The sequence below is a fragment of the Methyloglobulus morosus KoM1 genome (assembly GCF_000496735.2).
Lineage (GTDB): Bacteria > Pseudomonadota > Gammaproteobacteria > Methylococcales > Methylomonadaceae > Methyloglobulus > Methyloglobulus morosus.
Map to the genome: position 1 here is coordinate 1 of NZ_AYLO01000135.1, position 22,227 is coordinate 22,227.

Sequence of the window (22,227 nt, forward strand, 5' to 3'; positions counted from 1 at the left end):
TGTTCTTCGTTATTCCTTGTCCTGACTTAATATAATGCTGTTTTAAGGGCTGTCAACTGTGAAAATTGGGCTGTACACCGCATCGAAACTCGGATTTTGTCCAATATTACTGTACTACAATGAGTTGGCGGCCAATTAACCCCGTCCTTGCTGATTTATCAATTCCGAATAGCCTGTCTTGTAGTCTGGGTAAATAAAGCTGTAACCGAGATTTTTTAGCCTATCATTTCGGCATCGCTTATTCATGTCGCAATCGCCCTCAATCATTTTGGCAACGGGAGGATTGCACCGCATCTCTTCTGAAAGCCAAGTCATGACTTCCCATGAAGGTGCTGGATCGTCATCACTCGCCAAGTAACACTGTTGTAGACTAATGCCTGACAAGCGCTGCTGCAACAGGTAGGCTAGAATCCCAACACAATCACGCTGATGGATTCGATTGGTGTAATAAGGCGGATTTTGTTGAATTGAGGGCGTTTGTTTTGCCATCCTGAGCAGGTATTCACGGCCTGGGCCATAAATACCTGAAAAACGCACGACCACATTGGCGGGATTCTGCGCCACCAGTTTTTGTTCAGCCTGGACTATCTTGAGGCTGGTGTTTTTGCTGGGTGTGGTGACGGAATCTTCATCAACCCATTCCCCTTTCGATTGACCATAAACGCTGGTGGAAGAAACGAAAATCCACGGCGCTTTGCATCCTGCCTGTGCAAATCGATTAAGCAAGTTGTCGATACCCGTTTCGTAAATATCGTGATAGCTGTTGTCGTGACGGCTATCGGCGGAAACGATAAAAAAAACATGCTCAAAATCTTTATCCAATGTTTTCAGGTCGGCGGGTGAAGCAATATCGGCACGAAAGTAGGTAAACTTTTCTCGGCTTGAAGGCGGCGGGCTACGTTTTAGCCCGGTCACATCATGCCCTGCTTCCACCAATGTCGTGGCTAACTCGTAACCTATTGCGCCACAACCGACTATCAGGATTTTTGCCATCAGTTATAGGCTGTTGATAAGCTGCAATGCTTGTGGATACGGCGACATATAGTAGGAATCCTCGCTATAAGGGTCGGGGTTTTTCCTGAAATGGTGTTTAATCAAGGTCAATGGCACGATGAGCGGGACTTCACCCTGCCGATAGCGTTCAATCAACTCATAAAGCTCGGCTTTGTCATCCGCTTCCAACTCTTTTTTCAAATAACCCTGGATATGTTGCAGGACATTGACGTGGCTTTTGCGGCTCGCCACCTTTTTTAAGGTCTTCATTAATTGGGCAATATAGGTTTGCGCCACGTCGCCTACATTCGATTTCGTCACGCTGGCCAGTAACTGGCCCAATTCGATGGTGCTGTCATGGCTCATGACAATCAGTTTATGCCTTGCATGAAAACGGGTCAACCGGCTTGGGCTCAGACCTTCCGCCAATAACTGTTTCCAGCGATGCAACACATAGACACGCTGGATAAAATTTTCACGAAGTCTCGGGTCGCCCAACCTGCCTTCTTCCTCAACGGGTAACAGGGGATGGTTTCGCATCATTATTTCAGCATAAATGCCGATGCCGATTTTTTGAGGTTGGTTATTGCTGTAGACTTTTACCCGTTCCATGCCGCAGCTGGGCGAATCTTTTTTCAAGATATAACCGCATAAACTGCCATGCGCCTGTTTTTGCCGGTCAGCATAGCCCTGCAAAGACTCCGTTACATCCATATCGGCATTTTTTACCCCTAAGCTACGAATGCCATCACCTGTTTTCACCAATTGGATGGTGGGTCGCGGCGTACCCATACCGATCGCCACTTCTGGACAAAAGGGGATTAAATCAAAATATTGCGCTAATGTCCCGGTAATATACGAATCAAGTTTATGACCGCCATCGTAACGCACGGGTTGGCCTAGTAAACAACTACTGATACCGATGGGGATCTTGTTCATGTTCATGGTGTAAGGTTAATGCTTTAATAGAACAATCTAACAGCGAATTTGAATTTCACAAGGACATCGGTTGGGTGAGTGCACGAAACTCCGCTAACGCGTTTTAAAAAAAGGCATTGGCTCACAGAATTGGGGTAACAACAAGAGAAAAATCGCTCAATAGTTTAATCTGCCGTTAACCGTCCCATTTTGATTGGGCGGCGGTTAACAATGCTTTTATCAACCATTAAATCAGGGGCATAAATGAGTAAACTATTTAAGTTAAATTGGGTTAGTGCGGCAACCACGGCGTTGTTATTGGTAGGAAGTTTTTTGGCACTGAATGCCCACGCAAAAAAACTGTACAAATCGGTCAATGCAGACGGCAAGGTAACGTACAGCAACCATCCGCCTGCCAATAGCCAAGCGGCTCAGAATATAACTTTACTTAAGGGCAGCCCTAAATTTAGCATTTCAAGCAATCAACCTTATCGGGTACCTGGGAAGTCATAGTATCGGAGGATGCGGTAGACACAGGAAGTCCAAAGCTTAGCAGTTTCGTTTGTGTTGGGCTTCATTGCATTCAGCCCAACGGGCTAAGTTGTAGGGTGCGTTTTACGCACAAAATCAGGTGCATGGAATGCACCCTACCAGACTATTTATCAGTTCAAATTGTAAGATGTTGCTGTCCGGTTGACCGATGGGTTGGACATTATTTCAGCATTTGCCAGCAGCACGTAGTAATGCATTGCAGCTAGCATTGTTGGTTTTTCCTCTGTTATATGATCCTTGTGTAAAATCTGTGCACATAGCATTTGCCCCACTTGCCATACCCCAAGTCACGACTTTACCAAATCCGGATGGTTCTAAAATTTCACATTTAAAGGTGGCTCCATCATCAGTTTTAACGGTGTACTGCATTCGGTTATAACCTGCAGGCGCTTCTGTTACCTGTGAATTAGTGATTTTAAAGTTGCCAATTTCACGGCCAATAGCCATTGATATTTTCTTCTCGGCTTTGCTACTTCCTTCAGCAGAAGGATTGGAGGAGGAAGAAGCATTATTTGCTGTTGTCGCGCAGCCAGAAAGCAACAACAAGAGGGTTGCCGTAAGAAGCTTTTGTGCCATTTTTGGTTCTCCACCGCTCCGAGTTAAGGGAATGCTGGGCATAGGAGCGTAAAGATATGCTCAACATAAATCAGACACCCTAAAAGACTTAACACCTAGTGTCATAAGGTTATCTAAATATTTAGGGCCGTAGCGTGGTAAGGGTATTCCACATTCGGCGGATTACACCGCGCCCAAACAAAAGTGGCAAACCAAAAACCAATCAATTTGCGCGGCTAATCCGCCCTACGGAATGCGCCTTACGGCCTTAATCGTTACTATTTTTCATTAACATGGCTCAGCCCAAGTAGCTCCGATTAGCGATAGCGTAATCGGAGGAATGCCCATCAACATAACCCATGCGTACGATTACGCTATCGCTAATCGTACCTACGGCTCTGTTTTTATTAGCCTTCATGCATTTAGCCCAACCTACGAACTAAGACTCAACTCCAATTAGCATTTTCAGTTCTTTTCTTATTTCTTCAAACGTTTCCTTTTCGACACCTTGTTCCTTCCAGAGCCTAACATGTTCGTTTTTTCCTGACCCGTATTCTTGGTAAGGGCTACTTATGATGGGCCGTATACTTCACAAGTAATCGATAGATTTTTCCGCCACTCTAGAATTTTGTCAGAAAGAGACGATGGCAAATATATTTCGTTAAATGTTGTGCATTCTAAAAGTTGATTCAGCGTCTTTATACAATCATTAACGTCACTTAATACCTGATCCGAAATTGGAATTTCTTCGCTTATTGACCTCATAAGGCTTATCATTTTTGTATAACCAGCCCATGCCTCTATCACTGCGTTGTGAACAACTTTAACCGCTTTTATTCTTTCTGCAGAGAGGTTTTTGATGTTTTCCTTATACTCATGAAACATATTTTCCATTTTCGCTTTGAGTTCGGTTATTTTTACTTGATTCGCATGCTCAAGATCGGATTTAAACTTTTCTAGGTCTTGGCTAAGCCTTTTTTCAATTAGCATTTTTGATAAAGTGCAGACCATCCCAATAAGGATCGTCGTTCCCCCTATAGTAGCCAATATCGCATCTAATATAGGGTATATCGCATCAAACGTAGTGTTCATTTTTTTTGTATCAATCCTTTATTCGTGCAACCGACTCTTTTAGACACGACAGAATGTATTCATTTATTCACTTTTATACCGTTCGTATAACGCCGAGTTAACCGAAAGAATGAAGCCCACTTTCGAGCGCAACACTGAAGCTAGCAAACAATAAACATAAATCAAGGCCTAAATATCCCTTCTGAAGTTTTAAGCCCGCCAGGGAAAATTCTTAATGTATCGCCAACATATTATCCAACGCCTTCTTGGCTAACCTAGCATCTTCCTTATCGACGACGATCTTATTTACCACATGGCCTTCGACGAGGTTATCCATTACCCACGCCAAGTGCTGCGGGTCGGTGCGGAACATGGTGGAGCACATGCACAAGGTGGGCGACATGAAGTGGACGTTTTTGCCGTCTTTTTTGCATTCTTCGTGCAGGCGATTGACGAGGTTCAGCTCGGTCGCCACCAGCCAGCGGGTGTTGGGCTCGGCTTCTCGGATGATGCGTAAAATCGCCGTGGTCGAGCCGATGTACTCGGCTTTCTGGCAGACCTCGAACGGTGCTTCGGGGTGGGCGATGACCTTGGTTTCGGGATATTTTGCCAGGAAGTTGTCGATCTGTTCCGGCTTGAACATTTGGTGTACCGAGCAAAACCCGCCCCATAGGAAGATTTTGGCGTTTCGGATTTGCTCCTCGGTCAAGCCGCCCATCGGCTTGTTGAAATCCCACAGGACCAGTTGATCCAACGGAATCCCCATGCGGTAGCCGGTGTTGCGGCCTAGATGCTGGTCGGGGAAAAACAGGACTTTCGGGCGGTTGGCAAAACTCCATTCCAGGATTTTTTGCGCGTTGGATGAGGTGCAGACGATGCCTTCATGTTCACCGCAGAAGGCTTTCAGGTCGGCGGCGGAATTGATGTAAGTGACCGGCGTAACTTCATTATCGACATCGATCACCTGCCCCAATTCCTCCCAGCATTTTTTGACTTTGGTGAGATTTGCCATGTCCGCCATTGAACAACCCGCCGCCAAATCCGGCAAGATGGTGACCTGTTCAGGACGGGTCAAGATATTGGACACTTCCGCCATGAAATGCACGCCGCAAAAGACGATATATTCGGCTTCGGCGGCGGCGGCATCGCGCGATAACTTAAGCGAATCGCCGACATAATCGGCGTGTTTGAACACCTCGTCGCGTTGGTAATGGTGGCCTAAGATGACGCAACGCTTACCCAGCTTTTCCTTGGCTGCGATAATCTTGGCATCGCATTCTTCATCACTGAGTAAGGCGTAATCTTGTATGGGGGATGGGGTTGATGTCATTGTTTAACCTGAAGTGTAAAACGGTGTCGTGGCTTTGGATTAATCGGGATGGAAAATCTTTCAGATAGCGTTGCTTATGATTATAAAGCAAACCCTAGCCATAAAAACCATTTTCCATCAACCCGCCTCCAACCAATCCAATTCCGCATCCGAAAACCCTGCCATTTTCCGCATGTCCCGGTTGAAAGGGCCCTTAGGTTTGCCGCCGCGATAATATTGGCTTATCAAGCTTCGGTATTGGGTTTCCGGTTCTAAACCTTGCTGACCACAAATAGATTTAAACCAGTACGATCCGCGTTCGACATGCTTGACTTCATCGGTCAGGATACGGGTTAGGATTGCAATACCTGCTTCATCGCCCTTTGCGGTAAACTTGGCGATAATTCCGGGCGTTACATCCAATCCCCTGGCTTCCATGCAGCGGGGAACCAGTGCCAATCGCGCCAGTAAATCCTCTGCCGTCTCGACCGCGTGATCCCACAAGCCGCCATGTGCTAGCAGGTCACCGTATTCGACATTAAAACGACGTAAATGTTGCCGCAGAAGTTCAAAATGTTGCGCTTCTTCGTCGGCAACGCACAGCCAATCCTGATAGAATTGCCCCGGCAAGCCGCGAAAACGGTAGAGCAAATCCCAAGCCAAGTAAATCGCCATGAACTCGACATGGGCAATGGCGTGAAAAAAGGCAATCACGCCATCTTGCGATGTCAGGTTGCGTTTGGGCATATAACGCGGGGCTTGCAAAATTGGCTTTTGAGGAAATTTGACTTGGTTAATCGCTTGTACAGGTTGGCAAGATGTAAAATCCAATTGACCTTCATCTAACAAGCTCTTGGCGTGGTGGGTTAACACCAATTTTTCATCAATGCTTGGATTGTGGAGACAGGCTTCAGCGATCTCAAAAAGGTTATTCATAAATATAGTTACAGGACAACAAATGCTTAAATTTTTAGATAGTCTGGCTTTAATAACATTGTGCGCCGCGATTTTTGGCTTGTCTAGCCAGTCATCCCTACCCATCCCCCTGGTATTTGATTTTCAGGACAAGCTTCATCATTTCATCGCTTATTTTGTAATGGGTATATTGGCATGGCGTTGTTTCCGACATTTTGTCCCTCCATCCTTGTTGGTAGTTACGAGTATTGCTTTTTGTAGCATACATGGCATTTCGGACGAATGGCATCAATCTTTTGTCCCTGGCCGCAGTTCCGATGTCCTAGATTGGGTGGCAGATACGATTGGTGCTACGGTATCAATGCTGCTCTTGCCGCAATTAAAACGTGTACTCAAAATTACATCAATTTAAGCCGTGGAAAAACCCTTCCGAATCCATAGCCCATTCCAACCCGCTGGCGACCAACCCACGGCGATCAAGCAACTGATCGAAGGACTGAATGATGGCGAAGTCCACCAAACCTTGTTGGGCGTAACAGGTTCGGGCAAGACCTTTACCATCGCCAATGTCATCAATCAAGTGCAACGCCCCGCGATGATTATGGCGCCCAACAAGACACTGGCGGCGCAATTGTATGGTGAGATGAAGGAGTTTTTCCCCGAAAACAGCGTGGAATATTTCGTCTCTTATTACGACTATTACCAACCCGAAGCTTATGTCCCGGCATCCGATACGTACATTGACAAGGATGCCTCCTTAAATGAGCATATCGAGCAAATGCGCTTATCTGCCACCAAGGCGCTCATTGAACGGCGCGATACGATTGTGGTGGCAACGGTTTCTGCGATTTACGGTTTGGGCGAGCCGGAATCCTACTTCCAAATGGTGTTGCACTTGGTTGTCGGGGATTTAATCAACCAGCGCGACATCCTGCGCCGCCTTGCCGAAATGCAGTACATCCGCAATGACACCGAACTGCGCCGGGCGACCTACCGGGTGCGTGGGGAAGTCATCGACATTTTCCCTGCCGAATCCGAACAGGAAGCCTTGCGGGTTGAACTCTTTGATGATGAAGTCGAACGCTTGTCCTTATTTGATCCGTTAACGGGCGAAATCACTAGCCGGATTGCACGTTATACGGTCTACCCTAAGAACCATTATGTCACGCCGCGCGAGCAGTTGCTGTCGGCAGCCGATGCGATCAAGATAGAGCTCAGGGAACGGCTGGCCTACCTGTATTCGGCGAACAAGCTGGTGGAAGCCCAACGCTTGGAACAGCGCACTTTATTCGACCTGGAAATGATCATGGAAGTCGGCTATTGCTCCGGCATTGAAAACTACTCCCGTTATTTGTCCGGCAGGCAAGCCGGAGAGCCACCGCCGACCATGTTCGACTACTTACAGGATGATGCCCTCCTAATCATTGATGAAAGCCACGTAAGCGTCCCACAAATTGGCGCCATGTACAAAGGCGACCGATCACGCAAGGAAACCTTAGTGGAATACGGTTTCAGGCTGCCTTCTGCGTTAGACAACCGTCCCTTGATGTTCGACGAGTTCGAGGCAAAATCGCCGCAACGGATTTATGTCTCGGCAACGCCTGGGCCTTACGAGAAAGCGCATTGCAGCGTATTTATAGAGCAAGTTGTCAGGCCGACGGGCTTGCTCGACCCCGTCGTGGAAGTGCGCCCTGCCTCTGCCCAAGTCGATGATTTACTGTCGGAAATCAATAAGCGGGTGGCAGTCGACGAACGGGTGCTGGTCACGACGCTAACCAAACGCATGGCGGAAGACCTGACGGAATATTTGTCTGAGCATAATATCAAAGTACGTTACCTGCATTCGGATGTCGAAACGGTAGAGCGCGTTGAGATTATCCGCGACTTGCGCCTCGGTCAGTTTGATGTATTAGTTGGGATTAACCTGCTGCGGGAAGGGCTTGATATTCCTGAAGTCTCCCTGGTTGCGATATTGGATGCCGACAAGGAAGGGTTTTTGCGTTCAGAAGTCTCATTGGTGCAAACCATAGGCCGCGCCGCCCGTAACCTGCATGGCAAGGCGATTTTGTACGGCGATAAGGTCACCCGTTCCATGCGGGCAGCAATCGACGAAACCGACCGCCGTCGAGACAAACAACGACAATTTAACGAAGATCACCAAATTGTGGCTAAAGGCATCCAAAAATCGGTGACCGATATTTTGCAAGTGGCAATCCCCGGTGCAGGCTGGTCTAGTCATAGCCATAAATACAGCTCTGGACAAGCGTATAACAAAGTCGCCGAGAATCTAGCGGAATACCGGGCAATGTCACCCAAGCAACTCAGCAAAAAATTGAAACAACTCGAAGAACTTATGTACAAACACGCCAAAAATCTCGAGTTTGAACAGGCTGCAAAAATAAGGGATGAAATTAAAGAATTACAGGAACGGACGTTAGTTTAATTCATTCCGAGCACGACCTTTCCTTAAAGGCAACACCGCCATTCTATCAACGGCTTACGTCTTCCCTAAAAGGCAGTGCGTCCCTGCACTGCATTAACAAGGTGTTTACAACAGCTTGCTAATGGTGAAGATTAATCACTATCCCGGCACCATCCGCCGATTTTATTTTTCCGGCTTCCGGTTCTTGCGACATGATGATTTTGCCTTGAAGTTCGACAACCCTTGCTTTACTCTTATCGCCGACTAGCGCTTCCTGTGAGGAAGCCGGCACACTCGCCAATGTTTCTGGTGTTTCCCCTGCGCTTATATCCTTAAACTGCACCGATAAATCCAAAGGTTTTTGTTGTTTAATCGCTTCGGCAGATTTCTGGTTTTTTACCGAAGTATCGTGATCGGGTATGTGCTTTTTAAACCCGGTAAGGCAAATACCAGCAACGACCACCGAACTTACTAAAACTGACCGCAAATAATTCATCTCGACACCTTTGCCCTGGTTAATAAAATCAACCCCGTTAATGCTGGCAAAACAGTAAGTATAAAAATTCTATATACAACAACTTACATTAACTATTTAGAATAAACATTAAATACCTATATTAAGTTCAAGTCCAGCAGATTTTTTATTTTCTGCGTTTGGGTATCAGCCGGTTTATTTCAAAAACCTACTGCAATGCAAAATTCGACATTTGCATGTCGATTGTGTTCAACATGATTGCCGCAACCGAATTAGAGGAGGTTAAACAAGGTACGGAAATTGGCTGTTGACTGCTCTGCTATGTGATGGATTGAAGTGCCGCGCAATTCGGCGATATGTTCTGCGACATATTTTACGTATGTCGGGTAGTTGGGTTTGCCCCGATGCGGTACGGGTGCCAAATAGGGCGAATCTGTTTCGACCAGAAATCGATCGGCAGGTACTTTTTTTGCCACTTCTTTGATTTCTTTCGCGCTATTGAATGTCACGATGCCAGAGAAAGAGATATAAAAACCCAAATCCAACGCACCTTGGGCAAATTCCCAGTCTTCGGTAAAGCAATGGATAATGCCGCCGATTGCCGAGGCATTTTCTTCCTGCAAAATCCGTAACGTATCTTCTTTTGCTTCGCGGGTATGGATAATTAACGGTTTTTTAAGGATTTTTGCCGCACTGATATGATTCCTAAAGCGTTGCCGCTGCCATTCCAAGTCACCTTCGCTACGAAAATAATCAAGGCCCGTCTCGCCTATGCCTATCACCTTATCAAACTGGCCTAGCGCAATCAATTCATCAACGGTTGGATCCCTGCCGTCTTGTTCATTGGGGTGAACGCCAACTGTCACCGAAATTTGCTGATAACCGGACACAAGGGCAAGCATCCCAGGATAAGATTCCAGGTCGATAGCAATGGTCAATAAATGCTCAATCTGGTTATCCCTGACAGCATCCATAAAATTAGCGAAATCATTTTGATATGGCGCAAGATCAATTCGATCCAGGTGACAGTGGGAGTCAATTAACATGCGGGAGTGTTGGGTAGTTTATGGTAAATCAATAGACGCTTGACCCAATGATGTCAAGCTATCGGACTGGGAAGGAGATGTTTGTCTTACATGGTATGTGTGGCTCGGTCTCCGCCTAATGCTCCCGCCAGATAATTTTCAATCTTGGCGCGTGCAAGCCCGCCATCTTGGTCACTAAACTGGACACCAATGCCGGCAGTCCGGTAACCTGATGAGCCGGGCGGCGTTTTCCAGATGACTTTTCCGGCAATGGGCAAGCGTTCCGGTTCTTCCATCAGGTTTAACAACATGAACACTTCCTGCCCCATTGCGTATTCGCGATCGGTTGGGATAAACATGCCGCCATTCAACACAAATGGCATATAAGCTTGATATAAGGCATTTTTATCTTTTATGGAAAGCGACAAAATGCCTTGTCTAGGCGCTGCTGCTTCTGCCATCGCTAGATTCTCCCGTTAAGTTGTTGCCATTGTACTAAAATTTCTTCCAGCATTATCTGGAAATTGGCCTGTGTTTCCAATTGTCGACGACAGGTAAGCAAAAGATCATATAAACCAAAAAGTCTTCTCAAGTTTAGCCGTTGAGCGAGTTCTTGCAAAGGTTTTACCATATCTTGGTTGCAGAGTTGTTCAGCGTCGATACGGCACGCGCACTTAATCACGTCAGAAACCCAGGAAATGAGCCAGTTAACCAGTTCCTTTTCCGGTAATTTCTGCCATTTTTCTGAAATTATCGCCGGATGATTGCGCTGTTTTGCTATCGTTAACCAGTCGTTGAAACAATCCGTGCGTTGTTTTAAGAGCGTATCGTCAGCGGCTTGTTGTACCGTTAACAGTGAGCCGCGCACTAAATTTAATACCGTACCCTGATTGTTATGGATGCCCTGCCCGTTAAGCCAATCGGACAAGACGGTTTTCTCAGGCATCGTCACCGTTAGCTTTTGGCAACGGCTAATGATGGTTGCTGGCAGCTTGTTGGGCTTGTCAGTTATCAATATAAATAAAGTGCGCTCGGTAGGCTCTTCGAGGCATTTCAAAAATCCATTGATCGCCTGTATTGTCATTACATCAGCAGGATTGATAATAATCACCCGATAGGCTTCAAACTGCGGCTTTAGGTACGTGCCTGAAACAACTTGCCGAATCTGATTGATGGAAATGGTTTTTTTGTCTTCATCCGGTTTTATCTTTATTAAATCAGGATGCGTATCGGCATTGATAAGCAAACAACTGGCACACACACCACAACACGAGCCACCATCCCGTACGTTGGTACACAGTAAGGAATAAGCGAATCGGTTGGCTAAGGCTTCCTTGCCTAGCCCACTCGCGCCCGTAATGAGCACCGCCTGTGGAATGCGTCCTAGCTTGATATAGCCGTAAAGTGAGCCCCAATGTTGCTCTTGCCAAGGCAGAATATTGTTGCTTACTGCCATCGCAGCAAGGGCTTTAAGTTTTCAACAATGGCTTTCTGTACGTCGGGCAAGGATTGATCTGCTTTGATGATTTTGATGCGTCCTGGATAGTGCCGGGCTTGATCCAAGTAAACTTGCCTTACCCGATTAAAGAATTCGAATTCTTCCGATTCAAATCGGTCTAGCTGCCCTGCCCTATTTTTCGCCCGTGCCATTCCAGTTTCAATGGGAACATCCAGCAATAAGGTTAAATCTGGCCTTAAGCCATCCTGCACAAAATTTTCCAGCCAGCCGATAGTTTCCAGCGGCATGCCACGGCCGCCGCCTTGGTAAGCATAGGTGGCATCGGTAAAACGATCACATAAAACCCATTGCCCTTGCGCCAACGCGGGTTTAATGACGTGCCGTAAATGTTGCGCCCTGGCGGCAAACATGAGCAGGATTTCGGCATGGCCAGTGACTTCCTCGTCATTACCTTGCAGCAACAACCCCCGTATTTTTTCGGCCAGCCCAGTACCTCCGGGTTCCCGCGTGATAACCACAGGGATATTTTGGCTTTGAAGATAATCCTTGATGAATGGGACGTTGGTCGTCTTCCCTACCCCTTCACCGCCTTCAAGCGTGATAAATTTTCCTTTCTTAGGCATTATCTTTTATGTTTCTGGAAATTGTTGACAGCTTGGTTATGTTCCGTCAACGTTGCCGAAAATTGATGGCTGCCATCACCTTTCGCCACAAAATACAGGCTATTGTCCTTATCGGGATGCAAAGCGGCATGAATGGCATCGCGTCCTGGCAGGGCAATCGGTGTAGGCGGCAACCCCCGGATCACGTAAGTGTTATAAGGTGTCGCTGCGGCCAGATCATTCGCCTTGATGTTACCATTATAGTTATCGCCCATACCGTAAATAACGGTGGGATCGGTTTGCAACAGCATTCCTTTGGCAAGCCTGCTAATAAAAACGCCAGCAATCTTTGCCCGTTCATTTGTCGCCCCAGTTTCTTTTTCAACAATAGAAGCCATGATGAGTGCGTCGTAAGGGGTTTTATAAGGCAGATTAAGTTCTTTCTTCTGCCATTCCTGCGCCAACACAGATTGCATTTTTGTGTACGCCATTTTCAAAATTGCAATATCCGTGGCATTCTTTTCAAACTGGTAGGTATCAGGAAAAAACCAGCCTTCGGGATTTTTCTCATTGATTCCCAGTTGAGACGATATTTCGACAACATCCTCTTTTTTAAGGGTTTTAGTGACGTTAGGGTGTTGTTTTATTGCTTGTAAAACTTCTTTTAAATTCCAACCTTCTGGAAAGGTAAGCGTGTATTTTTTTGACCTGCCCTCTGCAAAAATTGTCAAAATTTCAGGGATCGTCAAACCAGGGCTTAGTTCGTATTCACCCGCCTTAAGACTATGGGTTACACCTTGTTGAACAGCTATCACTTTAAACCAGAATTGACTGGCCGCCCTATTTTTGGCAAAGAGTTTCTGGGTAATTTCCCCAAACGAATCACCTTTTACTATTTCGACGACCACGTTTTGTTGAATTGCCGGTTTGTTTAGGGCAGTGTAATAACCTGCACCCAATCCAAGCATTAAAATTATTAAGGCAATCGAAATGCCTATTATGATTTTACATCGCATTAATATGTCTGTCTCTTAAGCTTTGCCAACCATGCCTGGAGTTGCCCAGTCAACTTTCCGATAGCAAAGTTAGCGTCCCCTATTTGTTTAACAGGCCAAATACCAATAATAGCGTTGCAAACGAAAATCTCATCTGCGGCGAGCAATTCTTCCTTACTGTAATCCTGTTCAATTAAGGGACAGTTTTGCTCACGTAACAATTGCATTACGATCCCACGCAATACGCCTGTGACCCCTGACAACTTGAGCGTTGCAGTATAGGTAATATCCTCTTTTACATAGAATAAATTGGTCATCGTGCCTTCAATCACATGGCCATTGATGTCCCTCATTATACCTTCTTGAATGTCGGGATCATCCCATTCAGCTCGCGCCATAATTTGTTCTAACCGATTGAGGTGTTTGATACCTGCCAAGGCTGGGTTTAAACCTAATCGAGTGTCACAAAAACGGGCATTAATGCCTTGTTCGGCATAAGTTTTAGGATAATCAGGAAAAGGATGTAGGCTCAATACGCAGGTTGGCTGGATAGCTTCTGGTTGACGATAACCCCTTCCACCCGACCCGCGTGTGACAATAATTTTTAGGACTGCTAGCTTTGCTTGCTTGCAGACAGCACGGATTTCATCTGCAAGCTGGTTTATATCGGGACTGGGGATGATTAACTTTGAACAGCCCTTACTCAATCGAAGCAAGTGTTGTTGCAGGAATATGGGTTGACCGTCAATGACTTCAATGGTTTCAAATAAACCGTCGCCGTATTGGAAGCCGCGATCATTAACAGAAATGCAATCGGAAGCTATTCCATTTATCAGGATCATGGCAGAGCTGATCACATAGGCGTGACGGATTTAGGCGTTATTCAAAACGCCTGAATATCAAAGTGCCGTTCGTCCCACCAAATCCAAACGAGTTGGACATGGCAACATCAATCTTCATATTCCTCGCTACGTTCGGAATAAAGTCCAGGTCACATTCGGGATCTTGGTTGTCTAAGTTGATAGTGGCAGGGGCGATCTGGTTTTTGATGCTCAATGCCGTCAAAACCGCTTCAATGCCGCCAGCCGCACCCAGCATGTGGCCGATCATGGACTTGGTTGAGCTGATAGCGACCTTATAAGCGTAGTCGCCCAATGCGGTTTTCATCGCTTGGGTCTCGCCGAGATCGCCAGCAGGCGTTGACGTGCCGTGTGCATTAATATAATCCACGGCTTCAGGATTCAGCCCAGCATCACGCAAGGCATTGCGCATGCAGCGTGCTGCGCCCTCCCCGCCTGGGGATGGCGTAGTCATGTGGTAAGCGTCGCCGCTCATGCCATAACCAATGAGTTCAGCATAGATTTTTGCGCCTCGAGCCTTGGCGTGTTCCAACTCCTCAAGCACGACCACTCCTGCGCCATCACTTAGCACGAAACCGTCTCGATCTTTATCCCAAGGCCGGCTAGCTGACTGTGGGGCATCATTGCGGCGCGACAAGGCTTTTGCAGAGATAAAACCGCCCATAGCCGTCGGTGAAGAGGTACAGCGTTCCGCACCACCGGCCACCATCACGTCAGCGTCGCCGTATTTAATCAACCTTGCTGCATCACCGATATTATGCGTCCCAGTGGCGCAAGCCGTGACGATCGCAAAATTAGGGCCTTTCAACCCGTATTTGATCGAGAGGTTGCCAGAAATCATGTTAATGATATTGCCTGGAACAAAAAAAGGCGAAATCCGCCGTGGCCCACTTTTTTCGTAGACCGCGTAACACTCTTCAATACCCGTAATACCACCGATACCTGAGCCTATGGCGACACCAATGCGTTCGGCATTGGCCTCAGTGACTTCAATCCCCGAATCATCAATGGCTTGGCAACCTGCGGCAATACCGTAATGGATAAAGCCATCCATGCGCTGGGCATCTTTGCCGGGGATGTATTGGGTAATGTCCAGGTTTCTTATCACACCGCCAAAGGTAGTCGCGAAGGGCGAAATATCGAAGGAATCTATGCCGCTGATACCGCTATGGCCATTGATAATGCCTTCCCAAGTTTCCGATACCGTATTGGCAAGAGGCGTTACGGCACCCAAGCCAGTGATGACAACTCGACGACCGCTCAATGTATTAGTCCGTTATGTGATAAAAGGGGAGATAGTGGGATGCAAGGCGAGCGGATGAACGGCGACCGTCCATCCGCTGGAAATCGATTTAGGCGTTTTTTGCTACGTAATCAATAGCTTGTTGAACAGTGGTAATTTTTTCAGCTTCATCGTCTGGAATTTCGCATTCAAATTCCTCTTCAAGTGCCATGACGAGTTCAACTGTATCCAGAGAATCGGCGCCCAGATCATCAACGAAAGATGCATCGTTAGCGATATCTTCTTTAACACCCAATTGCTCTGCAACAATTTTTTTAACTCGTTCTTCAACATTACTCATAATTATATCCTCAATCAACACAGTTTATTCTTTATAATTAATCGCTTACACTGTGGCGTCATTTAGTTACTGGAATCCCGTGTCCGACAATTCCAGACGGCGGGGGGAATTATACTTGATATTGCAAAAAACTCACAATATTACGGCATGAATAAGCCGCCATTTACATGGAGAGTTTCACCCGTGATGTAAGCGGCCCCTTCCGAAGCCAAAAACGCCACGGCATGGGCGACTTCATTGGCTGCGCCCAAACGTGACAAGGGGATGGAAGCCAGCAATGATTCCTTAATATCGTTACTCAACTCCTTGGTCATGTCGGTATCAATAAAGCCCGGCGCAACGGTATTGATGGTAATATTGCGCGAACCCACTTCCTTCGCCATCGACTTGGCAAAGCCTATCATGCCTGCTTTGGCTGCGGCATAATTGGCTTGTCCGGCATTTCCCGTCGCACCAACCACAGACGATATATTGATGATGCGCCCGGTTTTAGCCTTCATCATGCCGCGCAACACCGCTTTGCTCATCCGAAACACTGATGTCAAATTGGTGTTGATGATGTCATCCCATTCATCATCTTTCATACGCATCAACAAGTTATCGCGGGTGACACCCGCATTGTTGACGAGTACCGTGGGCGCACCAAAACTGTCGTTTACAGCCTTGATGACTGTTTCAACGGACTCGGCATCAGCTACATTAAGCTTCAAGCCTTTGCCGTTTTCTGCCAGATACGCAGAAATGGCTTCCGCGCCGCTGTCTGTGGTTGCCGTACCGACCACAAAAAAACCATCAACCGCCAATTTTTCTGCAATCGCCTTGCCGATACCTCGACTGGCACCCGTTACCAAAGCGACTGGTTTAGTCATTGAGTTGCTCCAATACTTTATTTAAGGTCTCAGGGTCATAGATTGCCAGATGCTCGGCTTCCTTGGCGATACGCTTGTCCAGGCCTGTCAACACTTTACCTGGGCCGCATTCTATGAAAATAGTTACGCCTTTATTATGCATCAATTCAATACCCTCTACCCAACGGACTGGCTTATAAAGTTGCTCTTTTAGCACCTGGCGTATAACGTCAGGGGCAGTGTGCATTTCCACGTCCGCATTATGGATTGTGTGCATTTTGGGTGTCTCCAAGGCGATGTCGCGCAAGCATTCCTCCAGCTTTTCCGCTGCCGACAGCATCAATGCACAGTGGGAAGGGACGCTAACGGGCAACATGACCGCGCGTTTTGCACCCGCTTCTTTGGCAGCCGCAACCGCCCGTTCGACCGCTGCCGTATGTCCGGCAATGACAACTTGGCCGGGTGAGTTAAAATTGACCGCCGAAACGATTTCCGTTCCGGCAACATCGGCGCAAATTGTTATTATTTTATCATCATCCAAGCCCAAGATTGCCGCCATCGTACCAACCCCAGCAGGTACGGCTTCCTGCATAAATCGCGCCCTGGCTTCAACCAGCTTGACGGCATCTTCAAAAAACAAAGCACCGGAACAAACCAGCGCCGTATATTCGCCCAAGCTATGTCCCGCCATCCAAGCCGGACGAATGGCACTGTGTTTGCACCAAACCTCCCACACCGCAACGCCTGCAGCCAGCATGGCTGGCTGGGTATTCTGGGTTTGGTTAAGCTTCTCTTCCGGACCGTTTACAACCAAGTCCCAAAGATTGCGCCCTAACACAAACGAAGCTTTATCAAAGGTTTGTTTGACTTCAGGGTAGCTTGCCGCCAATTGGGTTAGCATACCTACGGATTGCGAGCCTTGTCCTGGAAAGACAAACGCCAGATTTTTTTGTTGTCCACGCATGGTTTATTTTGCCGATTAGTACTTGATGAGCGCAGAACCCCAGGTGAACCCCGCGCCGAATGCTTCCAATAAGACTACTTGTCCACGTTTGATACGACCATCGCTAATGCCTTCGTGCAAGGCGAGCAACACAGATGCGGAGGAGGTATTACCCTGTTCTTGCAGGGTGACGATGACTTGGTCTATAGACATTTTTAGCTTTTTCGCGGTGGCTGCGATAATTCGGATATTGGCTTGGTGCGGCACCAACCAATCAATCTCTGATTGCTGCATATTATTGGCTTCCAACGTTTCATCAACGATGCGTTCCAAGGTATTGACAGCCATCTTAAAAACTTCGTTGCCTCGCATGTTGATAACACCCAATTCATGTTTATTGGCTTCGGTAGCCGCTTGTGAATTGGGACAATAAAGCATGTCCTCGTAACCGCCATCGGAATAGACATGTGTGGACAACACCCCTGCTTCGTCAGAAGAGCCCAGCAATAACGCCCCTGCCCCATCACCAAACAAAATGCACGTACCGCGATCCGTCCAATCCACTATACGGGAACAGATTTCTGAACCTACGATCAAGACATGTTTGACCGCACCTGTTTTGATATATTGGTCGGCAATGCTCAGCCCATATATCGCACCGGAACAAGCAGCTTGAATGTCGAATGCGACACAATGTTTGATCCCCAACCGATGTTGCAGCAAACATGCCGTACTAGGATAAACCCGGTCGGGCGTTCCTGTAGCGACGATGATTAAGTCGATGTCTTCTGGAGCGATTTGGGCAGCACTTATCGCCTGCCTTGCGGCAATTTCTGCCATGCTTGAGGCGGTTTCGTTTGCGCCCGCTATGCGGCGGCTCTTGATTCCTGTGCGCTCGTAAATCCAGGTGTCCGAGGTATCTACTGTTTTTGAAATATCGTCATTGGTGCGAATTTCTTCGGGCAAATAACCGCCCGTACCCAATATTTTTGAATAACGCGTCATGCGCTCTTGCTCAGGGTCAAGGATTTTTCGACTTGCTCACTTATTCTTCTTATAACATCTTGTTTTACTTCAATTTCTGCAATCTCAATAGCTGTCTTAAAAGCTAATGCATCCGCACCACCATGACTTTTAATAACCAACCCCTTAAGGCCTAAAAAACTTGCGCCATTATATAACCGAGGATCAATACGATCCTTGAACGACCTGAGCACCGGATAGGCAATTAAACCAGCTAATTTGGTAAATATATTTTTAGAAAAGTCTTCTTTAAGCAAAGTGCTGATCATTTTTGCCGCACCTTCTATGGACTTCAGCGCGACATTGCCCACAAAACCATCGCAAACTATCAGGTCAACTTTAATATTACCGGCATTAAGCGAATTGCCTTCGACATAGCCGATGTAGTTCAAGGATGAGTTTTCCAGCAGTTTTGCTGCCGTCTTTACTTGTTCGTTGCCTTTCACGTCCTCTTCGCCAATGTTCAAAAGGCCAACCCTAGGACTTTCTATATTCTCTACCGCTTTCACCAGCTCATTGCCCATGACGGCAAATTGGTAGAGGTGTTCCGCCGTACAATCGACATTCGCGCCCAAATCCAAGACGTGCGTATGTCCAAAAACAGAAGGAAGCGCGGAGATGATGCCTGGGCGGTCTATACCAGGAATCATTTTTAGCACAAACCGGGCGGTCGCCATCAAAGCACCCGTATTGCCGGCACTGACACAGGCATCAGCAAGCCCTTCGTGGACAAGGTTGATCGCGACCCGCATCGACGAGTCTTTTTTGTTTTTCAATGCCTTGGAGGGGGATTCATGCATTTCCACCTGTTGCGAGGCATGATGGACGGTCAACCTATCCTTAAATACGGAAAGATTTTCACCCAAATGCTGGTTGAGTATGGTTGAGTCGCCAACCAATATCAATTTCAAGTCTGGATTGTTTCTCAAACAGTCCAGGGATGCAGGCACAGTGATTCCAGGACCGAAATCACCACCCATTGCATCTATCGAGATCGTTAAAGCCACGCTTTTGAATTGCTCCGAAATGACAAGGCTCGCGAATTCGATAGAAAAATCGTTGCCATTATCCTAATTGTCATTAAATAACACTAACCATTTGAAATTAATCGTCGCTTTCTATATTGACGATTTGACGGCCTTTAAAATAACCTTCAGGTGTGACGTGGTGACGCAAATGCGTTTCGCCTGTCAGCGGATCTTGCGCCAAAGTTTTTGCGGTCAAAGCATCGTGCGAACGGCGCTGGTCGCGCCTTGAACGTGATACTTTACTTTTTTGTACTGCCATTTTTGGTCTCCAGTTTTTTTTGGTTTTGAAGTTCAGCCAATATAGAAAAAGGGCTTTCCATTGGGGCCTCGCCTGCTTTATGCGAACGCGCCGACATATTTTTAGGACTATTCGGCGCTATGCAATCATGTTGATGCTTAGGAATGTCCGGCAAACTAAGCAATAATTCATCTTCCACTATGTTTTTTAGCGGAATCTTCTCTTCATCAGCCAAGTACAAAGGTTCGTAGCCGTCTGACAGTTTATTGGCTAGCGCCAACGAATGAACTACGGCCAGTTTAATATCGCTGCTGATAGGCCATTCCACGGCTTCCAAACAGCGCTGGCATTTAACCGCCAGAATAGCTGAAATATGCCCTTCAACCGTAGCCAGCTTTCCGACTTTGCCAAAAAACAGCTTTACGGCAACATTGCCGTCATCATTGGACAACATGGCAGCCAATCTGTCTAAACTGCTTACTGGCAACTCGCCTTCAATACTGGCATTCCTGTCGGCCAGCAAGATGGGGTCAATGAATTCTGGCATCTTGGCTAACATAACCGACAAATGATATAGGGAAACTATAAATACGTCAAATTTACAGTACCGCTAGAGAATGAATTAAACGATTGCCTTTAGGGCTATCACCCATTCGTTCATCAATGTTCCCCCTTAAACCACTTAAGTTTGTCGTGCAGGCTCACCACCGTGCCAATAATAATAATCGTCGGGGCCTTGATAACTTGCTCAGCCACCAACGCAGGTAACGTGGCCAATGTGCCGGTAATGACTTTTTGGTTATCCGTTGTGCCTTGTTGTATCAAGGCGATAGGCATATCTCCAGGACAGCCATGGGCCATGAGCGACAGGCAGATTTGTTCCAGCCCTATCAAGCCCATATAAATAATCACGGTCTGGTTAGGCAGTGCCAATTGAGTCCAGTTTAGGTTAACGCAATCGTCTTTGAGGTGTCCGGTCACGAACACACACGATTGGGCGTGATCGCGATGTGTTAGCGGGATACCTGCATAACTGGCGCAACCGGAAGCGGCAGTGATGCCCGGGACGACTTGAAAATGAATGCCTTGCGCCATCAGGGTCTCCATTTCCTCACCGCCCCGACCAAAGATAAACGGGTCGCCGCCTTTTAAGCGCGCCACCCGTTTTCCCGCCTTTGCCAAATCGGCAAGCAATTGATTGATTGAGACTTGCGACAAGGTATGGCACTGGCGTTGTTTCCCGGCGTAGATCTTTTCCGCATCACGCCGCGCCAAGTCGATAATCTCGGCAGACACCAAGTGGTCGTAGACCACGACATCTGCTTGTTGCAACAAACGCAACGCGCGGAACGTCAACAAATCCGCTGCGCCCGGCCCTGCACCGATTAAATAAACTTCACCGTTGTTAACCGTGCCATCAAAATCGTCCAGCGATTGCTTTAACAAAAGTTCTGCATCTTGCTCGTTACCGGCGAATACCTGTTCGGCAATATTGCCCTGGAACGCATTCTCCCAAAACACTCGCCGTTGCGGGGTTATGGCGATACGCTGTTTGACCATATCCCTGAATTTCTCTGCCAAAACCGCTAACCGCCCATAAGCCGGCGGAACGGCAGATTCTATTTTCGCCCTGAGCAACCGCGCCAAGACGGGGGCTACGCCGCCAGAGGATACCGCTATGACAAGCGGCGAACGGTCAACAATGGCGGGAAATATAAAACTGCTAAGCCCTGGGTTATCTACTACGTTAACAGGAATGCGTTGTTCTTGGGCAGTATGGGCAACCAGCCTGTTGGTTTCGGCATCGTCGGTTGCCGACACAATGAGCTTATAGCGCTCTAAATTTTCTGGTGTAAAGCTTGTTTGCCGTACGGTTAAACCCAAAGAAGTTTGCATCGTCGCAACCGCCTCGCCAATTTCCCTTGCAACCACGGTGATATTCGCCCCAGCACGCGACAGCAATTCGATTTTCCGGGCAGCAATGTCGCCGCCACCCACGACAAGGCAGTCTTGTCCTTTAAGCTTAAAAAAAACGGGAAAGTAATCCACTAGGCTGATTCGTCGATTAAGATGGGATGGTATTATATGCAATCCCTATCGCAATCGAGACAATAAATAGCAATGACAGGTATAACCCTCATCGAATTTGACCTGGAAGTCGATGCCAGCGGCCTTTTGTGCCCGCTCCCGTTATTGCGCCTGAAAAAAGCCCTAATGGAAGCGCAAAGCGGCGACGTGGTAAAAATCATCGCCACCGATCCCGCCGCCCATTTGGACATTGGGGTTTATGTTGACCAAACGGGACATGAAATGCTCGAATTGACTCGGGAAACAAATGTGCAGGTATTTTTTATTAGGAAGAAATGAAAAAGCTGTAAGGCGGATTACGACGCGCCCAAACAAAAGCAGCCAA

At 47.2% G+C, this 22,227-nt stretch carries 26 protein-coding genes; 4 read left to right on the forward strand and 22 right to left on the reverse strand.

What is annotated here, in order from left to right; all coding sequences use genetic code 11:
- Positions 1-135: 135 nt before the first annotated feature.
- A complete protein-coding gene (locus MGMO_RS16450; protein WP_023496199.1) occupies positions 136-993 on the reverse strand; it encodes an SDR family oxidoreductase in 858 nt (285 codons plus the stop codon).
- A 3-nt stretch (positions 994-996) separates the two neighbouring features.
- Positions 997-1,932, reverse strand: coding sequence for a YbgA family protein (locus MGMO_RS16455; protein ID WP_036308464.1), 936 nt, complete (start codon positions 1,930-1,932; stop codon positions 997-999).
- Positions 1,933-2,175: 243 nt separating this feature from the next.
- Here MGMO_RS16455 and MGMO_RS19170 point away from each other — a divergent pair, with 243 nt between their 5' ends.
- Positions 2,176-2,424, forward strand: coding sequence for a DUF4124 domain-containing protein (locus MGMO_RS19170; protein WP_023496201.1), 249 nt, complete (start codon positions 2,176-2,178; stop codon positions 2,422-2,424).
- Positions 2,425-2,628: 204 nt separating this feature from the next.
- On the opposite strand, the gene MGMO_RS16465 is transcribed toward MGMO_RS19170, so the two are convergent.
- The 4 genes from MGMO_RS16465 to MGMO_RS16480 form a co-directional block, all read right to left on the reverse strand.
- Positions 2,629-3,039, reverse strand: coding sequence for a hypothetical protein (locus tag MGMO_RS16465; protein WP_023496202.1), 411 nt, complete (start codon positions 3,037-3,039; stop codon positions 2,629-2,631).
- A gap of 549 nt (positions 3,040-3,588) precedes the next feature.
- Entirely contained in the window at positions 3,589-4,110 is a 522-nt protein-coding gene (locus tag MGMO_RS16470; RefSeq protein ID WP_023496203.1) for a hypothetical protein, read from the reverse strand.
- Positions 4,111-4,321: 211 nt separating this feature from the next.
- A complete protein-coding gene (nadA, locus tag MGMO_RS16475) occupies positions 4,322-5,419 on the reverse strand; it encodes a quinolinate synthase NadA (RefSeq protein WP_023496204.1) in 1,098 nt (365 codons plus the stop codon).
- Between the two features lie 117 nt (positions 5,420-5,536).
- A complete protein-coding gene (locus MGMO_RS16480; protein WP_023496205.1) occupies positions 5,537-6,334 on the reverse strand; it encodes a ferritin-like domain-containing protein in 798 nt (265 codons plus the stop codon).
- Here MGMO_RS16480 and MGMO_RS16485 point away from each other — a divergent pair.
- Positions 6,285-6,725, forward strand: a complete 441-nt coding sequence (locus tag MGMO_RS16485) for a VanZ family protein (protein WP_082458411.1) — start codon at positions 6,285-6,287, stop codon at positions 6,723-6,725. The genes MGMO_RS16480 and MGMO_RS16485 overlap by 50 nt on opposite strands.
- Positions 6,726-6,728: 3 nt before the next feature.
- Positions 6,729-8,756: an excinuclease ABC subunit UvrB gene (gene uvrB / locus MGMO_RS16490; RefSeq protein ID WP_023496207.1), complete on the forward strand. Its 2,028-nt coding sequence runs from the start codon at positions 6,729-6,731 to the stop codon at positions 8,754-8,756.
- A 118-nt stretch (positions 8,757-8,874) separates the two neighbouring features.
- Here uvrB and MGMO_RS16495 read toward each other — a convergent pair whose 3' ends face one another.
- From MGMO_RS16495 to cysG, 16 genes are all read right to left on the reverse strand, one after another.
- Positions 8,875-9,231: a hypothetical protein gene (locus MGMO_RS16495; RefSeq protein WP_023496208.1), complete on the reverse strand. Its 357-nt coding sequence runs from the start codon at positions 9,229-9,231 to the stop codon at positions 8,875-8,877.
- Between the two features lie 251 nt (positions 9,232-9,482).
- The gene (locus MGMO_RS16500) at positions 9,483-10,256 is read right to left on the reverse strand and encodes a TatD family hydrolase (protein ID WP_023496209.1); all 774 of its coding nucleotides are present in this window, start codon (positions 10,254-10,256) and stop codon (positions 9,483-9,485) included.
- A gap of 86 nt (positions 10,257-10,342) precedes the next feature.
- Positions 10,343-10,696, reverse strand: a complete 354-nt coding sequence (locus tag MGMO_RS16505) for a PilZ domain-containing protein (protein WP_023496210.1) — start codon at positions 10,694-10,696, stop codon at positions 10,343-10,345.
- A 2-nt stretch (positions 10,697-10,698) separates the two neighbouring features.
- Positions 10,699-11,691: a DNA polymerase III subunit delta' gene (locus tag MGMO_RS16510; RefSeq protein ID WP_023496211.1), complete on the reverse strand. Its 993-nt coding sequence runs from the start codon at positions 11,689-11,691 to the stop codon at positions 10,699-10,701.
- Positions 11,682-12,317, reverse strand: a complete 636-nt coding sequence (gene tmk / locus MGMO_RS16515) for a dTMP kinase (protein ID WP_023496212.1) — start codon at positions 12,315-12,317, stop codon at positions 11,682-11,684. Before tmk ends, MGMO_RS16510 begins: the two co-directional genes overlap by 10 nt.
- Positions 12,317-13,312, reverse strand: coding sequence for an endolytic transglycosylase MltG (mltG, locus tag MGMO_RS16520; protein WP_023496213.1), 996 nt, complete (start codon positions 13,310-13,312; stop codon positions 12,317-12,319). Before mltG ends, tmk begins: the two co-directional genes overlap by 1 nt.
- Complete coding sequence (pabC, locus tag MGMO_RS16525; protein ID WP_023496214.1) at positions 13,312-14,133, reverse strand: aminodeoxychorismate lyase; 822 nt, start codon at positions 14,131-14,133, stop codon at positions 13,312-13,314. The genes mltG and pabC overlap by 1 nt, the downstream gene beginning before the upstream one ends.
- A gap of 37 nt (positions 14,134-14,170) precedes the next feature.
- Positions 14,171-15,415, reverse strand: a complete 1,245-nt coding sequence (gene fabF, locus MGMO_RS16530; protein WP_023496215.1) for a beta-ketoacyl-ACP synthase II — start codon at positions 15,413-15,415, stop codon at positions 14,171-14,173.
- 88 nt (positions 15,416-15,503) lie between these two features.
- On the reverse strand, positions 15,504-15,734 hold the full coding sequence (acpP, locus tag MGMO_RS16535; RefSeq protein WP_023496216.1) for an acyl carrier protein: 231 nt from the start codon (positions 15,732-15,734) through the stop codon (positions 15,504-15,506).
- Positions 15,735-15,874: 140 nt separating this feature from the next.
- Positions 15,875-16,603: a 3-oxoacyl-ACP reductase FabG gene (gene fabG, locus MGMO_RS16540; RefSeq protein ID WP_023496217.1), complete on the reverse strand. Its 729-nt coding sequence runs from the start codon at positions 16,601-16,603 to the stop codon at positions 15,875-15,877.
- Positions 16,596-17,546 carry an ACP S-malonyltransferase gene (gene fabD / locus MGMO_RS16545; RefSeq protein ID WP_023496218.1) on the reverse strand — a complete coding sequence of 317 codons (951 nt, stop codon included), beginning with the start codon at positions 17,544-17,546 and terminating at the stop codon, positions 16,596-16,598. The genes fabG and fabD overlap by 8 nt, the downstream gene beginning before the upstream one ends.
- Positions 17,547-17,561: 15 nt before the next feature.
- Positions 17,562-18,530, reverse strand: coding sequence for a beta-ketoacyl-ACP synthase III (locus tag MGMO_RS16550; protein ID WP_023496219.1), 969 nt, complete (start codon positions 18,528-18,530; stop codon positions 17,562-17,564).
- Entirely contained in the window at positions 18,527-19,555 is a 1,029-nt protein-coding gene (gene plsX, locus MGMO_RS16555; protein ID WP_082458413.1) for a phosphate acyltransferase PlsX, read from the reverse strand. The genes MGMO_RS16550 and plsX overlap by 4 nt, the downstream gene beginning before the upstream one ends.
- Positions 19,556-19,652: 97 nt before the next feature.
- Entirely contained in the window at positions 19,653-19,835 is a 183-nt protein-coding gene (gene rpmF / locus MGMO_RS16560; RefSeq protein WP_023496221.1) for a 50S ribosomal protein L32, read from the reverse strand.
- Positions 19,816-20,361, reverse strand: a complete 546-nt coding sequence (locus MGMO_RS16565; RefSeq protein WP_235557315.1) for a YceD family protein — start codon at positions 20,359-20,361, stop codon at positions 19,816-19,818. Before MGMO_RS16565 ends, rpmF begins: the two co-directional genes overlap by 20 nt.
- A gap of 113 nt (positions 20,362-20,474) precedes the next feature.
- Positions 20,475-21,863 carry a siroheme synthase CysG gene (gene cysG / locus MGMO_RS16570; protein WP_023496223.1) on the reverse strand — a complete coding sequence of 463 codons (1,389 nt, stop codon included), beginning with the start codon at positions 21,861-21,863 and terminating at the stop codon, positions 20,475-20,477.
- Between the two features lie 72 nt (positions 21,864-21,935).
- Here cysG and MGMO_RS16575 point away from each other — a divergent pair, with 72 nt between their 5' ends.
- Positions 21,936-22,181, forward strand: a complete 246-nt coding sequence (locus MGMO_RS16575) for a sulfurtransferase TusA family protein (RefSeq protein ID WP_023496224.1) — start codon at positions 21,936-21,938, stop codon at positions 22,179-22,181.
- Positions 22,182-22,227: the final 46 nt, after the last annotated feature.

Excerpts from the sequence above, each read along its gene's own strand:
- MGMO_RS16575 (WP_023496224.1), top strand. The coding sequence starts at position 21,936 with ATGACAGGTATAACCCTCATCGAATTTGACCTGGAAGTCGATGCCAGC.
- MGMO_RS16455 (WP_036308464.1), bottom strand. The coding sequence starts at position 1,932 with ATGAACAAGATCCCCATCGGTATCAGTAGTTGTTTACTAGGCCAACCC.
- MGMO_RS16500 (WP_023496209.1), bottom strand. The coding sequence starts at position 10,256 with ATGTTAATTGACTCCCACTGTCACCTGGATCGAATTGATCTTGCGCCA.
- MGMO_RS16510 (WP_023496211.1), bottom strand. The coding sequence starts at position 11,691 with ATGGCAGTAAGCAACAATATTCTGCCTTGGCAAGAGCAACATTGGGGC.
- mltG (WP_023496213.1), bottom strand. The coding sequence starts at position 13,312 with ATGCGATGTAAAATCATAATAGGCATTTCGATTGCCTTAATAATTTTA.
- MGMO_RS16470 (WP_023496203.1), bottom strand. The coding sequence starts at position 4,110 with ATGAACACTACGTTTGATGCGATATACCCTATATTAGATGCGATATTG.
- rpmF (WP_023496221.1), bottom strand. The coding sequence starts at position 19,835 with ATGGCAGTACAAAAAAGTAAAGTATCACGTTCAAGGCGCGACCAGCGC.
- MGMO_RS16450 (WP_023496199.1), bottom strand. The coding sequence starts at position 993 with ATGGCAAAAATCCTGATAGTCGGTTGTGGCGCAATAGGTTACGAGTTA.
- MGMO_RS16565 (WP_235557315.1), bottom strand. The coding sequence starts at position 20,361 with ATGCCAGAATTCATTGACCCCATCTTGCTGGCCGACAGGAATGCCAGT.
- pabC (WP_023496214.1), bottom strand. The coding sequence starts at position 14,133 with ATGATCCTGATAAATGGAATAGCTTCCGATTGCATTTCTGTTAATGAT.
- fabD (WP_023496218.1), bottom strand. The coding sequence starts at position 17,546 with ATGCGTGGACAACAAAAAAATCTGGCGTTTGTCTTTCCAGGACAAGGC.
- MGMO_RS16495 (WP_023496208.1), bottom strand. The coding sequence starts at position 9,231 with ATGAATTATTTGCGGTCAGTTTTAGTAAGTTCGGTGGTCGTTGCTGGT.
- MGMO_RS16480 (WP_023496205.1), bottom strand. The coding sequence starts at position 6,334 with ATGAATAACCTTTTTGAGATCGCTGAAGCCTGTCTCCACAATCCAAGC.
- tmk (WP_023496212.1), bottom strand. The coding sequence starts at position 12,317 with ATGCCTAAGAAAGGAAAATTTATCACGCTTGAAGGCGGTGAAGGGGTA.
- MGMO_RS16465 (WP_023496202.1), bottom strand. The coding sequence starts at position 3,039 with ATGGCACAAAAGCTTCTTACGGCAACCCTCTTGTTGTTGCTTTCTGGC.
- MGMO_RS19170 (WP_023496201.1), top strand. The coding sequence starts at position 2,176 with ATGAGTAAACTATTTAAGTTAAATTGGGTTAGTGCGGCAACCACGGCG.
- nadA (WP_023496204.1), bottom strand. The coding sequence starts at position 5,419 with ATGACATCAACCCCATCCCCCATACAAGATTACGCCTTACTCAGTGAT.
- acpP (WP_023496216.1), bottom strand. The coding sequence starts at position 15,734 with ATGAGTAATGTTGAAGAACGAGTTAAAAAAATTGTTGCAGAGCAATTG.
- MGMO_RS16505 (WP_023496210.1), bottom strand. The coding sequence starts at position 10,696 with ATGGCAGAAGCAGCAGCGCCTAGACAAGGCATTTTGTCGCTTTCCATA.
- MGMO_RS16550 (WP_023496219.1), bottom strand. The coding sequence starts at position 18,530 with ATGACGCGTTATTCAAAAATATTGGGTACGGGCGGTTATTTGCCCGAA.
- fabG (WP_023496217.1), bottom strand. The coding sequence starts at position 16,603 with ATGACTAAACCAGTCGCTTTGGTAACGGGTGCCAGTCGAGGTATCGGC.
- MGMO_RS16485 (WP_082458411.1), top strand. The coding sequence starts at position 6,285 with ATGCTTGGATTGTGGAGACAGGCTTCAGCGATCTCAAAAAGGTTATTC.